General features: G+C 68.0%; 22 protein-coding genes. 19 read left to right on the plus strand and 3 right to left on the minus strand.

Features of this window, described 5'->3' with window-relative positions; translation table 11 throughout:
• The first annotated feature begins 7 nt into the window (after positions 1–7).
• The 4 genes from VHR41_01635 (at position 8) to VHR41_01650 (ending at position 4,346) form a co-directional block, all read left to right on the plus strand.
• A complete protein-coding gene (locus VHR41_01635; protein HEX3232867.1) occupies positions 8–391 on the plus strand; it encodes a hypothetical protein in 384 nt (127 codons plus the stop codon).
• Positions 388–2,274 (plus strand): hypothetical protein, encoded by a 1,887-nt coding sequence (locus VHR41_01640; GenBank protein ID HEX3232868.1) that lies wholly within the window; start codon positions 388–390, stop codon positions 2,272–2,274. Before VHR41_01635 ends, VHR41_01640 begins: the two co-directional genes overlap by 4 nt.
• A 13-nt stretch (positions 2,275–2,287) precedes the next feature.
• Positions 2,288–3,874: an FAD-dependent oxidoreductase gene (locus VHR41_01645; GenBank protein HEX3232869.1), complete on the plus strand. Its 1,587-nt coding sequence runs from the start codon at positions 2,288–2,290 to the stop codon at positions 3,872–3,874.
• Between the two features lie 82 nt (positions 3,875–3,956).
• The gene (locus VHR41_01650) at positions 3,957–4,346 is read left to right on the plus strand and encodes a YciI family protein (GenBank protein HEX3232870.1); all 390 of its coding nucleotides are present in this window, start codon (positions 3,957–3,959) and stop codon (positions 4,344–4,346) included.
• A 10-nt stretch (positions 4,347–4,356) separates the two neighbouring features.
• Here VHR41_01650 and VHR41_01655 read toward each other — a convergent pair whose 3' ends face one another.
• Positions 4,357–4,656: a GNAT family N-acetyltransferase gene (locus tag VHR41_01655; protein ID HEX3232871.1), complete on the minus strand. Its 300-nt coding sequence runs from the start codon at positions 4,654–4,656 to the stop codon at positions 4,357–4,359.
• Between the two features lie 67 nt (positions 4,657–4,723).
• Here VHR41_01655 and VHR41_01660 point away from each other — a divergent pair, with 67 nt between their 5' ends.
• The 9 genes from VHR41_01660 to VHR41_01700 all read left to right on the plus strand — a co-directional run bounded on the left by VHR41_01660 (position 4,724) and on the right by VHR41_01700 (position 8,931).
• Positions 4,724–5,371, plus strand: a complete 648-nt coding sequence (locus VHR41_01660) for a class I SAM-dependent methyltransferase (protein HEX3232872.1) — start codon at positions 4,724–4,726, stop codon at positions 5,369–5,371.
• A gap of 4 nt (positions 5,372–5,375) precedes the next feature.
• A complete protein-coding gene (locus VHR41_01665; GenBank protein ID HEX3232873.1) occupies positions 5,376–5,825 on the plus strand; it encodes a GNAT family N-acetyltransferase in 450 nt (149 codons plus the stop codon).
• Positions 5,826–5,861: 36 nt separating this feature from the next.
• Entirely contained in the window at positions 5,862–6,143 is a 282-nt protein-coding gene (locus VHR41_01670; protein ID HEX3232874.1) for a hypothetical protein, read from the plus strand.
• 81 nt (positions 6,144–6,224) lie between these two features.
• Complete coding sequence (locus VHR41_01675; GenBank protein HEX3232875.1) at positions 6,225–6,719, plus strand: MOSC domain-containing protein; 495 nt, start codon at positions 6,225–6,227, stop codon at positions 6,717–6,719.
• A 22-nt stretch (positions 6,720–6,741) separates the two neighbouring features.
• Positions 6,742–7,119, plus strand: coding sequence for a TfoX/Sxy family protein (locus VHR41_01680; protein HEX3232876.1), 378 nt, complete (start codon positions 6,742–6,744; stop codon positions 7,117–7,119).
• Between the two features lie 115 nt (positions 7,120–7,234).
• The gene (locus VHR41_01685) at positions 7,235–7,414 is read left to right on the plus strand and encodes a hypothetical protein (protein ID HEX3232877.1); all 180 of its coding nucleotides are present in this window, start codon (positions 7,235–7,237) and stop codon (positions 7,412–7,414) included.
• 9 nt (positions 7,415–7,423) lie between these two features.
• Positions 7,424–8,242, plus strand: coding sequence for an ACT domain-containing protein (locus VHR41_01690; GenBank protein ID HEX3232878.1), 819 nt, complete (start codon positions 7,424–7,426; stop codon positions 8,240–8,242).
• Positions 8,239–8,631, plus strand: a complete 393-nt coding sequence (locus VHR41_01695) for a hypothetical protein (GenBank protein ID HEX3232879.1) — start codon at positions 8,239–8,241, stop codon at positions 8,629–8,631. Before VHR41_01690 ends, VHR41_01695 begins: the two co-directional genes overlap by 4 nt.
• Before the next feature lie 81 nt (positions 8,632–8,712).
• A complete protein-coding gene (locus tag VHR41_01700; GenBank protein ID HEX3232880.1) occupies positions 8,713–8,931 on the plus strand; it encodes a hypothetical protein in 219 nt (72 codons plus the stop codon).
• Positions 8,932–8,941: 10 nt separating this feature from the next.
• Here the strand turns inward: VHR41_01700 and VHR41_01705 are convergent, their stop codons facing one another.
• The gene (locus VHR41_01705; protein ID HEX3232881.1) at positions 8,942–9,235 is read right to left on the minus strand and encodes a GNAT family N-acetyltransferase; all 294 of its coding nucleotides are present in this window, start codon (positions 9,233–9,235) and stop codon (positions 8,942–8,944) included.
• Between the two features lie 121 nt (positions 9,236–9,356).
• Between VHR41_01705 and VHR41_01710 the strand changes: the two genes are divergently transcribed.
• The 4 genes from VHR41_01710 (at position 9,357) to VHR41_01725 (ending at position 10,969) form a co-directional block, all read left to right on the plus strand.
• Positions 9,357–9,935 (plus strand): hypothetical protein, encoded by a 579-nt coding sequence (locus VHR41_01710; GenBank protein HEX3232882.1) that lies wholly within the window; start codon positions 9,357–9,359, stop codon positions 9,933–9,935.
• Between the two features lie 165 nt (positions 9,936–10,100).
• A complete protein-coding gene (locus VHR41_01715; GenBank protein ID HEX3232883.1) occupies positions 10,101–10,355 on the plus strand; it encodes a DUF6496 domain-containing protein in 255 nt (84 codons plus the stop codon).
• Between the two features lie 54 nt (positions 10,356–10,409).
• A complete protein-coding gene (locus VHR41_01720) occupies positions 10,410–10,718 on the plus strand; it encodes a UBP-type zinc finger domain-containing protein (GenBank protein HEX3232884.1) in 309 nt (102 codons plus the stop codon).
• Complete coding sequence (locus tag VHR41_01725; GenBank protein HEX3232885.1) at positions 10,715–10,969, plus strand: hypothetical protein; 255 nt, start codon at positions 10,715–10,717, stop codon at positions 10,967–10,969. Before VHR41_01720 ends, VHR41_01725 begins: the two co-directional genes overlap by 4 nt.
• A 20-nt stretch (positions 10,970–10,989) precedes the next feature.
• Here VHR41_01725 and VHR41_01730 read toward each other — a convergent pair whose 3' ends face one another.
• Complete coding sequence (locus VHR41_01730) at positions 10,990–11,382, minus strand: nuclear transport factor 2 family protein (GenBank protein HEX3232886.1); 393 nt, start codon at positions 11,380–11,382, stop codon at positions 10,990–10,992.
• Positions 11,383–11,486: 104 nt separating this feature from the next.
• Between VHR41_01730 and VHR41_01735 the strand changes: the two genes are divergently transcribed.
• A complete protein-coding gene (locus VHR41_01735) occupies positions 11,487–11,906 on the plus strand; it encodes a hypothetical protein (GenBank protein HEX3232887.1) in 420 nt (139 codons plus the stop codon).
• 38 nt (positions 11,907–11,944) lie between these two features.
• Positions 11,945–12,442, plus strand: a complete 498-nt coding sequence (locus VHR41_01740; GenBank protein HEX3232888.1) for a DinB family protein — start codon at positions 11,945–11,947, stop codon at positions 12,440–12,442.
• The last annotated feature ends 34 nt before the right edge of the window (positions 12,443–12,476 follow it).

Raw genomic sequence — 12,476 nt, forward strand, 5'->3', positions numbered from 1 at the left:
CGCGACCGTGACCCGGGAACGCTGGTGGGGATCGCTGATCATCGCCGGCTGGCTGGTGGCGGGCGTGGGCTGGATGCCGTTCGCCGCCATGTCGGTGTTCCTGCCTCCCATCTCGATTCTTTACTGGACTGTCGTGGGGCTTCCGCTGTACCTGGCCACCTGGCGCTGGCTCCGACCCGGGCTCACCCGGATGGAGCGGTCGATTCTGGTGGCCGGCGGCCTGGGGTGGCTGCTGATCGATCTCTCCGTCGCCGCGTTGTTCCTCAAGCTGCCCTGGCCGCCCACGCTGCGTGAGGCCGTGACCCTGACCTGGCTCTACTTCCCTCCCTTTTCCGCACTGCTGTTCGGGGCCACCGTCCTCACCCGCCGGCGCCGGCTGCCGGCGCAATGACCCCTCCACTCCAGGGTGCCCGCGAAGGCAGCGACGCGGTCACCAGCTCGGGCCTTCCGTTCACCCGGAAGAAAATGGTGGACTGGCTGCATCCGACGCAGCTGGCGATCACCGCCGTCAAAGCGGCACTCTCGGGCGTCTTCGGCGCCTACACCGACAAGCGCGAGCTGCAGGCAGCCCTGCATCCGTGGACCGGCAGCCAGATCCGCTACGACGCCGATTACAGCAGTTACACGGGGAAGGATTTCTGGTTCGACTTTGTGGCCGACGTGGGAGATGGGTTCGACTCGACCTACTCCATCGCGTGGCTGCTGGCCCGGAGCGAGGTCATCCTGCCCGGTGAGGAGAGGCACCCCCTTCCACAGGGCAGGTTCCTGGTCCTCGGCGGCGACCAGGTGTACCCCACCGCGAGCCGCCTGGAGTACCAGAACCGATTTCGCGGTCCCTACGAGTCGGCGTTCCCGGGTGAGCCGGATCCCCACACGGACCCGAGTCTCTTCGCGCTGCCTGGCAATCACGACTGGTACGACGGCCTGACCAGCTTCATCCGGCTCTTCTGCCAGGAGCGCGGGATCGGCCGCTGGGCCACGCATCAGACCATGAGCTACTTCGCGCTCAAGCTGCCGAGCCGGTGGTGGCTCTGGGGCGTCGACATCCAACTCGAGTCGGACATCGACCGGCCGCAGATGCAGTTCTTCGACGCGGTCGCCAAGCAGATGCTGGTGGAGAGTCCCGCGGGCGAGGCCCCGCGCCTGATCCTTTGTACCGGCCAGCCGAGCTGGACGGAGTGCGGCCCGGAACCTCCCGACGGCCGTGGCATCCGCCACCCTGAGCCGGACCTGTTCGACAACGAGGCGTTCTTCGAGGACCGCATCATCCGGCGCAACGGCATCAGGCTGGCGGTGACGCTCTCGGGGGACCTGCATCACTACATGCGCTACACCGAGGCGCAGGAGCCGACGGGAGCCGCGGCGCCGGAGCAGGCCACGCAGCGGATCACATCCGGGGGCGGGGGCGCCTATCTCTACCCCACGCACCATATGCCCAAAGTGATCGAGCTGCCCGAGGGCATCTCCAAGGTACGCTACCAGCGGCAGGTGATGTTCCCCGATGAAGCCGAGTCCCGCCGGCTGGCCCACGGCGTCGGGTGGCTGCCGTTCCGGAACCGCTGGTTCACCTTCTTCCTGGGCATGGTGTACCTGATCTATGCCTGGACGCTGCAGAGCGCCAGCAAGGCCCATCCGATCTGCCCCCATGCCGGCCCTGGCACCGACTCGCTGATGGAGTGCATTCAGAGTCTCGGGGTCCGCAGTCTCGGCGAGGTACTCCTGGCCTTCGGGAAGGTCCTGCAGCACAGCCCCTCGAACGTGGTGTTCGGCGCGTTCGTGATCGTTGGGCTGTATTTGTTTCGTGCCTCGGAGGATCACTCGTGGACCCGCTGGTTCGGGGCCCTGCACGGCGTCGCGCATCTCGGGCTCTGCGCGCTCCTGATCTGGGGGATCTCGATCCTCGACCTGCGGGTCCGACATATGGAGGTCGACAGCCTGTGGCAGGCCCTCTGCTTCGGAGGGCTGATGCTGCTCGGCGGCGGCATCGCCGGCGCGTGGCTCTTCGCCGGGTACCTCTGGGCCGCGAGTAAGGACCACGCGTGCCACATGAATGAAGTCTTCTCCTCGCAGCACCTCGCCGGGTACAAGAACTTTCTTCGCCTGCGGATCAGCCCGGACGGGCTCTTGACGATCCACGCGATCGGCGTGCCCCAGGTTCCGACCGGAGACGCCTGGGTCGAGCGGGTGTCACCGGACCCCGGCGAGTCGCAGTTCGCGCCGCCCGAGAACACCATCGCCGTGCGCCGCATCGACGGTCCGATCCTTTGTCGTTGAGGAGGATGCCTGGATGGCCAATCAGTTCGACGTGATCATCATCGGCAGCGGCTTCGGAGGGGCGGTGACGGCGTGCCGCCTGGCGGAGCGTGGGTTCAAGCGGATCCTGGTGCTGGAGCGCGGGCGGGAGTGGAATCCCGACAACTACCCGTGGAAGTCAGGCCACTGGACGTACAATCCCGACTGCCCAGAACACGAGAGCGGGTGGCTCGACCTCCGAATCCTGGACGATATGGTGGTGGCCCAGGGAGCCGGCGTGGGCGGAGGGTCGCTGATCTACGCCAACGTCTCCATCGAGGCCAAGCCGGACCTGTTCAATCGGGGGTGGCCGCCCGAGATCACCTACCAGGAGCTCGCGCCCTACTACCGGGCGGCGGGGGCCATGCTGAAGGTGGCGGAGCTGCCGGACAATCAGCTCACCGAGCGCTTCAAGCTCATGCGTGAGGCGGCGCAGAAGATCGGTGCGGGGGAGCGGTTCCGGAAGCTCTCCCTGGCGGTCACCTTCAGCGACACCTGGAATTACGGTCTGGAGGACCGGTTCGACGAGCGGCACTCCGTCACCTGGGCCAACGAGCACGGCAAGACCCAGGGAACCTGCGTGCACCGGGGGTACTGCGACATCGGCTGCCCGGTGCAGGCGAAGAACACGCTGGACCTCAACTATCTCGCTCGGGCCGCGCGGCTCGGCGCCGAGATTCGCGCGCTCCACTTGGCGCGCGCGATCGAGCCGATCGAGCAGGGATACCGGGTACGGTTCGACGTCATCGATCCGGACCGGCACACCCGGACTCCGGGTATGCATACGGCCGACCGCGTCATTCTCGCCGCCGGCTCGCTGGGTTCCACCGAACTGCTCCTCCGCTGCCGGGACCAGTACCGGACCCTGCCGCGACTGAGCCCGTTCCTGGGGAAGAACTGGAGCTCGAACGGCGACTTCCTGACGCCGGCGTTCTATTCGAAGCGCGAGCCGCCGGTCTCGCCCAGCCACGGGCCGACCATCACGGCCGGCATCGATTTTCTCGACGGCCCACCGGGCGCGGCGTTCCTCATCGAGGACGGCGGAATTCCGGACCTGCTCAAGGCCTACCTCGATGGCCGGCTCAACGGCCGTGGCGGGAGCCTGCAGGCCCGCACCTTCCTGCACGGGCTGCGTGAGGCGGCGCTCGAGCGCGATGCCCTCGCCCGGATGATGCCCTGGTTTGCCCAGGGGGTCGACGCGGCCGACGGACGCCTCTACCTCGGTCGCAAGTGGTACGCGCCGTGGCGGCGGGCCCTCAAGCTCAACTGGGACGTCGACCGCTCCGCCACCATGATCCAGGCGATCGTGGCCATGCACCTCCGTCTGAGCCAGGCGACCGGCGGCCATCCCTGGGTGCCGCCGACCTGGACCGTGCTCAAGAACCTGGTGACGCCCCATCCGCTGGGCGGCTGCAACGTCGGCATCACCCAGTCTGACGGTGTGGTCGATCACCGGGGCGCCGTCTTCGGCTATCCTGGTCTGTACGTCGCGGATGGCGCTATCATCCCCGAGGCGGTCGGATTGAATCCCTCCCGCACCATCGCCGCCCTGGCGGAGCGGATTGCGGCGCTCATGAGCTGAGGCCCGAACCTCGGGCGTCGCCTCTCCGCCAGATGGGAGATAGATTGCTGCGCGCAGCACACCGACACCAGAGGGGACCGGCATGAAATTCATGCTCCTGATCTACAACGATCCCACGATGCTCGATTCTCTGCCTGCCGGCCAGGCCGACGCGATGATGCGCGAGTGCCTGGGGCACGCCGATGACCTCCGCCAGCACGGGCGTCTGATCGACTCCCAGATGCTCGAGGACACCGACAGGGCGAAGTCACTCCGCATCCGCCATGGGCGTCCCAGCGTGACCGACGGGCCGTTCAGCGAGGCCAAGGAAGTGCTGGGCGGCTTCAATCTGATCGAGGCGGAAAACATGGATGATGCGGTCCGGATCGCCGCAGAGTTCCCTTGGGCGCGCACCGGGTGTGTGGAGATTCGTCCGGTGCGCGACATCAGCGGGGTCCGGAGACGGGTGGGCGCGTCCAGCCCCGCGGCCTAGGGGTCGCGGGTCACCCTCCGGCCTGACCTGCGGCGTCCGGCGTGAGCAGGCCGCGAAACTCGGGATGCCGCGCGATCCAGGTGCCCACGTACCAGCAGGTCGGTATCACCATCCGGCCTTCCGTTCGCGCATGGGTGAGGGCGGCCTCGACCAGGGCGCCGCCGATGCCCCGCCCCCGGGCCGCTGGCGGCACGTACGTGCTTCGAATGTCCAGCGCGCCCGTTGCCGTGATCCGATAGGTCAGGACCGCGTCGCCCTGGGGCAGTCGCGTCACGAAGCGATGGTGTGCGAGGTTGTGTTCGACGTGCATGGCCGCGCCGCTCCTCTCTGGGCGGAGCCTAGCCGCATAGGCGCCCCAGGGCCAGGAGGGATGCGCGATGCCCCGTTGCCACTGTGAGGCCACGAACCGCCACTTCACTCCCGCGCGGGCTCGGCAGGATCTGGTCACCTACCAGCGCCGCGGCCCGACCGGCACCGCCCGGCTGATCCTGCAGGGCTTGAGGGACGTGAGCCTGGCCGCCGACACCGTGCTCGACGTCGGCGCCGGGATCGGGGTGCTGCACCACGAGCTGCTCGAGCGCGGCGTGCAGCGAGCGGTGCACCTCGAGGTAGCCAGCGCATATCTCGAGGCGGCACAGGAGGAGACCGCGCGCAGGGGTCACCAGCACCGCGTGCACTTTCACCGGGGTGACATCACGAGCCTGGCCCCCGAGCTCGCGTCCGCCGACCTGGTGACCTTGGACCGGGTGCTGTGCTGCTCCCCGGACCTCGAGGCCCTGATCGAAGTCTCGGCCCGGAAGGCGAAACGATATTTTGCGCTGAGCTACCCGCACGACTACTGGTACGTCCGCGGACGCGTCCGGCTGCAGAACGCCCGGCGCCGGTGGACCGGGGATCCATTCCGATTCTTCGTGCACCCGGTGCACCGGATCCGATCGCTCATTCGGGCCGCCGGCTTCCAGGTGCGGCGCGCGCGCTGGAATCTCAACTGGGAAGTCGTGATCTGCACCCGCGACGCGATGTGAGGCCATGCGTCCGGACCACCTACCGTCTATGAACATTCGGCCGTACCGGTCCAGCGATCGTGCCGAGTGGCAGCGGATGCGCCAGGCGCTGTGGCCCGATCAGACCTCGGCGGATATGGATGAGTGGCTCGCGCGGCCGGACGCGGCGGTGCTGGTGGCGGAGAGGCCGGGCGGCGGGCTCGGTGGATTCGCGGAGGTGGGCGAGCGCAGCATCGCGCAGGGCTGCAGCACCAGTCCGGTGGCCTATCTCGAGGGATGGTATGTCGACCCCGACCTGCGGGGCCAGCAGGTTGGTGCCGGCCTGCTGCAGGCGATAGAGGCCTGGGCCCGACGGGCAGGCTACCGAGAGCTCGCGTCCGATACGACGCTGGGGAACGAAGCGTCTCAGCGGGCTCACCAGGCGTTGGGCTTCATCGAAGTAGAGCGTGCGGTGCAGTATCGGAAGCCACTGTGACTCACTCTGACCACTCTCGAGGCGCCGCCTAGACCGATGCTCAAGCCGGGTCCTGTCCGCCCTTTCTTCCGGCTCCTCGGCTGGGTCGTCGGGCCGCTGCTTCTCGCTGCAGGGGCGCTCCTCGTGCTGCTCGACCTGCGTGGCGTGTTTGCCGCCGGATGGCCGCCCTGGTCGCGCCGGATTCATCCCGGCCTCTGGCTCGGGCTGGGCAATCTCGCCCTCGGGTGGATCGTGCTGCGTGGCGCGCGAACCGGATCAGATCCCTACGTCATTCCCGATGAGAGCGATGCCAGCGAGCGAGACCAGAGCCGGAGATAATCCAGTTTGAGACTCGGGATCGATGCCGATGCGGCACCGAGGGACGTGACAGAGCGCCTGACTCCGACAGCGGAGGGTGGTGTGCGTGGCCGTGTCGTTCAGCTCAGCCTCAAGCCTCAGGAAGGCCGGGCCCGCGGAATTCCCAAGCGCGCGGTGCCCACCCTCACCATCACCTCCGCCGGGGTCCAGGGCGACTTCAACCGGTGGCGGACCGACAAGGCGAGCGGTGATCCCGACCAGGCCGTGCTCCTGCTCCGGGAGGAGATCCTGGCCGACCTGCGGGCGGAGGGCTGGCCGGTTCAGCCCGGGGAGCTGGGCGAAAACCTCACGCTGGCCGATCTCCCGCCGGACGCGCTGCATCCGGGAGTCCGGGTGCAGGTGGATGACGTCGTGCTCGAGGTGAGCAAGGCCTGCGATCCCTGCACCGTCCTCTACACGCTTCCCTACGTCGGGCTCGAGCGGGGTCACGCGTTCCTCCGGACGCTCGCCGGTCGGAGAGGGTGGTTTGCCCGGGTCGTGCAAGGCGGGACCATTCGAGCGGGCAGGCCGGTTACGGTGACCGGACCGAGCCGGTGACCTCTGAGGGCCTCGATCGCTGGTGGCAGCTCTGGATGTGACGATGAGCGTGAGCCCCAGCTTCCGAAGCTTCGTGATCGACCAGCTCCAGCGCACCGCGGCCGGCATTCGAGCCCGGAGCATGTTCGGCGGCGTGGGCATCTACGCGGCGGATCTCTTCTTCGCGCTGCTGGACGACGACACCCTCTACTTCAAGGTGGATGAGACCACCCGCGGCGAGTTCGAGGCCCGCGGGATGGGGCCGTTTCGCCCCCTCGGCGAGCAGGGCGAACTCATGCAATACTACCAGGTGCCCGCCGAGGTCCTGGAGGACGCGGAGCAGTTGCGGCCTTGGGTCGCGGCAGCGATCGATGTGGCCCGGCGGGCAAAGCGCCGGCGCCCGCGGCGGCGAGATGTGTGAGGGTGGCGCTTCCCCCGGGGACAGTCGGTCCCTAGGATTCTGATGCCGGTCGGCTGGCCGATCGAAACCGCGGCTGGGTGGTGGGCCGGCATCCCTGGCAGTGGGAGACTCCCCAATGCAGCTCATTCTTTCTCCTGACGAGACGATCATCCTGCGGGATCTCTTGAGCGCCTACCTTCCGGGGCTGCGACGAGAGGTGGCGCGCACCGAGCAGCACGAGCTTCGGCATCTGCTGGTCCAGCGGCTGGAGCTGGCGGAACGGCTCCTCGACCAGCTGGCCACGCCAGCGGTCTAACGGCTGACGATGGCCGACGCACCTCCCGCGTTCGTTCCTCCCGCCAGGGTAGGGCAGATTGCTATCCCGGTCACCGACCTCGAGCGGGCCGTGCGCTTCTATGGCGACACGCTCGGTCTTCGCCTGATGTTCCGCGCGCCCCCGGGCCTGGCGTTCTTCGACTGCGGCGGTGTGCGGCTGATGCTCACCGGCGTAACCGGGGACGGGTCTCCGGCCGCCGCCGGGATCATCTACTACCTGGTGACCGATCTGGTGGCAGCGTACGAAGCGCTGAGTGACAAGGGCGTGCGGTTCCTGGATGCGCCGCACTGCGTGGCCCGGCTGCCGGACCATGAGCTGTGGATGGCATTTTGCCGGGACTCGGAGGAGAATCTCCTCGCGCTGATGAGCGAGGTGCGGCCGGGGCCTGCTGACCGCGCTCCCGCGTCTCGTCTGCCGCTGGAGCTGCTCGAGGAGACCCTTGCGGTCTGCCGTCTGCCAGTCGACGCGGCGCTGCCCGACTGGGCGGACGGAGCCAGTCGATTTCTGACCGTCAGCCGCACCGGGGAGGAGCTGTCGATCACCGCTATCCAGTCGATCGTCCCTGCGGGTGTCCGGTGCGAGCGTGACTACCGAGCCCTGCGGGTGAAGAGCCCGCTGCCACTGGACCTGATTGGGGTGTTGGCTGCCATCGCCGATCCCTTGGCTGCGGCAGGACTGAGCATCTTCGCCATTTCGACCTTCGACACGGACTATGTCCTGGTAAAGGCTCGCGATCTGGAGCCGGCGCTCGCGGCCCTCGAGCGCGCCGGACACCAGGTCAGCCGGCAGGCAGTCGGGTCGCCGTGACCCCTCGGCGGATCGTGCTGCGGCGAATTCTTTTCTTGGAGTCCGCCGCGTTTCTGCTGATCGTCGCCATCATCTGGCTGGACGAGCTGCTGGACCTGCCGCACCTGCTGTTCGGAACGACCCCGACGCCCTTGCGGCTGGGGGAAGGTTTTCTCGAGTCGATGCTCACACTGACCGTCGGGATCGGGGTCGTGCTCGTCACCTGGCGGGCCTTCCGCAGGATCGAGTACCTCGAGTCGTTGATCGTCATGTGCGCCTGGTGCCGGAGGGTACGTGAGGGTGGGGACTGGGTGACGATCGAGCTGTTCCTGGAGCGACAGCATCACGCCCAGACCACGCACGGGATCTGTGACTCCTGTGCCGCCGGCATCGCTATGCCTCCTCCCTGAGGGTGGGCCCCGCGCGATTAAGCAGGTGGGTTTCATAGTGTGCGGCGCTAACTTACCGGCACATGCGCCAAGGAGAGTGTCATGACCGACATCAATGACTGTGTGCCCGGCCGCCGGGTCCGGGTGCTGCAGACCGGTGTGCCACGGGTCGCCGGAAAGACCGGAACGATTGTGGAGGTCTCGCGGGTTCGCCGTCCACCTACCGGGCCGATGCGGGAGCGGGTCACGGTCGACGTCCCGGGACACGGTGAGGTAGGCCTGAGCCCCGCCGACGTCGAGGTGCTGCCCGATCCCAGGTGATATTCAGGAGTCAGCCTGAGCGCCTGGCCTCCGGCCTCGGCCGCTCGTCCGGGTGCCGCTGCAACCAGGCCTGTACATAGGGACAGGTGGCCATGACGTGGAAGCCGTGCTCACGTGCATACGCCAGGGCTGCCCTCACCAGGGCGTCGCCGACACCGTGACCCTGTGCCGAGGGCGAGATCTCCGTATGCTGGAGATCCATCACGTCCTCGCTGAACATGGACATGGCATAAATGAGCTCCGCCTCCCCATCATCCAGCGGAAGCACGAAGCGGGAGCGCTGAGGATCGTGTTGAACGTTCATGAGCCCTCGACCTGAGTAGTCCCTGGGGCCACCGCGCGCGGTTCGGCGGTGTTCGCCAGCAAGCATTGGTCAGGAAAGATAGATTGATCCGACCGGCTCCCCTCTCCCAGGACACCGCGCGATGACACTGAGGTACCCTCACCTCTGGCTCGGCCTGCTCGCCGTCGCGTGCCGCGCTCCGGCACCGGCGCGAGCTCCCGCATCCCAGTCCTGGGCGCCACCCACCGCGGCAGCCATCGGAGAGGCCGCCATGGCCGCCGTGGTAGCGGCACCCTGGGATACCGACCCCAGTGGGTGGGGGATCCTCTGTACACCCCAGGCTCCCTGCGATACGCTCGTACTCGACCCCCGCATCGTGGCGCTTCCGTCTCAGCCGCCGGCGTTCTTCGTGCCGGACCGGCGGGAGGTGGCCGCGACCCTGAGCGCGTACTCGCTCTCGCTCACCCATGTCCCCGGCCGGCAGACGATCATCGGCCCGTGGGCGGAGTGCAGTGCCCGCCGGGACGCTCCCCAGTGGTCGACCTCGCGACGCGCCTGCGTGGCGCTCGGCATCGCAGGGCTCGAGACCGCTCGGCCGGATGCGATGACGTTCGCGCTTCTCATCGCGACGCCGGCGAAGGGTCTGAGCTGGCCGCGGGTGCGGGTCACCCGCCCGCGCGACAGCTGGCGCGGTCGGTTGCTGAGCAATGCCAGCGAATGAGCGAAGCACGGCGCGATACCGGCCGGTCCCCTTACCATCACTCCGGGAGGGCCGAGATGGCGAAGAGGGGATGGTCCCCTCGTCGAAGACATTCTATCTTCGCGGGAACGGTGCGATCGAGCTGGCGTCGGTTCCCAGGTCCACCCTGTTCTCGGCGGAGGCCCTATGGTGGCGAAGAAAGCGTCCTCGCGGAAGTCGAGCGGCCGGAAGTACAGCAAGAGCGCGAGCAAGAGCGTCAAGAGCGCGATGCGCCGTCGCAAAAGCGGCACGCTCAAGCGGGGAAAATCGGGTCACGGCGGTAAGGTAAAGAGCCGCAAGCAGGCGATCGCGATCGGCCTCTCGGAGGCTCGCAAGAAGGGCGCGAAGGTGCCAAAGAAGAAGAGCTCCGCCAAGAGGAGGCGGTCGAAGTCCAAGTCCTGAGGGCCGACCGGTGAGACAGATGACCATGTCGGCGGCCTGGCCGCGGAGAAGCCGATGAGCCAGTCGCCGGTGACGTGCCCGCACACCCCGGCGGGACCACCTCCCCCGCCACGCACCCCGGCGGGGTGCGAGGAGTGCCTCGCCATCGGTGGGCACTGGGTTCATCTGCGGCTCTGTCTGAGCTGCGGCCATGTCGGCTGCTGCGACAACTCACCGGGCCGGCACGCCACCAAGCATTTCCAGAGCTCGCACCATCCCGTGATGCAGTCGTTCGAGCCGGGTGAGAACTGGGGCTGGTGCTACCTCGAGGACCGCGAGCTGGGGCCGTTCACCCCACTGCGAGCCGCTGGAAGGCGCGGGTGACCTGGTACTGGGTCGCGGGCCTGGGCGCGGTGGCGCTCCTGGGAATCCTGAGCCGGCTCGGGGAGCGGCCCGCCGGCGGCGCTGCGAGCCGCCGGCACGACCGGGTGCTCCCGTCACCGGCCGAGATCGACGGGTTGCTGCGTGCCGGCCGGAAGATCGAGGCGATCAAGATGTACCGGCTCCTGCACGGGGTGGACCTCAAGGCCGCCAAAGACAAGGTCGAGGCCCGCGCGCGCGAGCTGGGCCGCTGACCACGCCGCCTTCCGCCCGCCTACGCCCCGGGCATGTGGTAGAAGAACTGCTCCCGCACGATCTTCCCATCCTTGACCGTATAGAGAGCCATCTCCTCCATCCGGATACGCTGCCCGGTTCCCTTCGAAGTCACGTCCCAGGCGTACCTGACCGCGAACTGACCTTCGCCGACGAACGGCCCGTTCACCTCGATGCCGTGCACCTCGTTGTTGGCGTACCACCCTTCGTTCTTCCCGCGGACCGCCTCGATGCCGGTCATCTCGGCCGGCATCTTCTCGTCACCGACCGGCTCGATGCTGACGATCTTCGGCGAGTAGAGCTTGTTGATCGCCTCGATGTTGCGTCCGGCCCGGCACAGGGTCACCAGCTCCTGGGCCACGGATGCGGTCGAGGTGGGGGCGGCGGCAGTCATGGGGTACCTCCTCAGTTGATGTCCGGAGGACAATATTAGAGGATGCCGCCCAGGCCGCCATGGCGGCTCGCGAGTCGGGGCGGTGACCTCGTCCAGGAGGGCGTATGGTGAATGGCCGGATGCCCTTGTATCTGACCCTGCTCGCGGCGGTACTCTGTGCGGCCGCGCTGTGGGTCCTTCAGCCCTATACCGTGAGGTCGCCCTGGGATGCCTACACCAGGCCCGCGCAGCAGTTCCTCCGCGCCGCCATACGGAGAGACTCGCTCGCACTGACCCGTCAGTCCGGCTCGGTCACGCCGGTGGTCTGGGCCCTGGCTGCGGCGCGCACGCAACCGGAGTCCTTGAAGGTCTGGGCCCGTGACGCGGAGGCCTGGACGGGCAAGCGTCGGGGCGATACCGCGGACGTGCTCCTGTCCACGGCCACCGCCGTGTGCAGCCGGCATCCGATCTGGCTCCGCTTCGTGGGTTCCGGGGAACAGGCGAGAGTGGTTCGGGCCAGCTCAGCCTGTTTCGGTCCCAGATAGCTCACGGGTGGGCTAGCCGCGACGACCGGGGAGGGCCGGTGGAGATTCGTTCCGTCGCTCGGTTTCTCGAGTATTGGGACGGCTTCCGTGGCCGCACCCGCCGGGTCATCGCGTGCATTCCGCCGGCCCGGATCGAATGGACCCATCAGCCGGGCAAGTTCACCTTCGGCGATCTGGTGCGCCACCTTGCGACCATCGAGCGCTACATGTACGCCGAAACGGTCTCCGGACGGCCCAGCGCCTACCCTGGGTGCGGCCGGGAGCTGGCGGACGGCTACGAAGCCGTGGTCGGGTACTTCGATCGGCTGGCGGGCGAGTCGCGGGCGATCTTCGCTGCGCTGCCCGATGCCGCCCTGGACCGGAAGTGCCGCACTCCGGCGGGGACCCCGATCACGACCTGGAAGTGGATGCGCGCCATGGTGGAGCACGAGGCCCACCATCGGGGGCAGCTGTATCTCATGCTGGGCATGCTGGATGTGGCCACGCCTCCGCTGTTCGGCTTGACTTCGGAGGAGGTGAGGGCGCGGTCGGTCTGACCGCTCGGCCTGCGTCCCGGGCTCGGACGGACTA

This window comes from Gemmatimonadales bacterium, from assembly GCA_036265815.1.
Classification (GTDB): Bacteria; Gemmatimonadota; Gemmatimonadetes; order Gemmatimonadales; family GWC2-71-9; genus CAVVWJ01.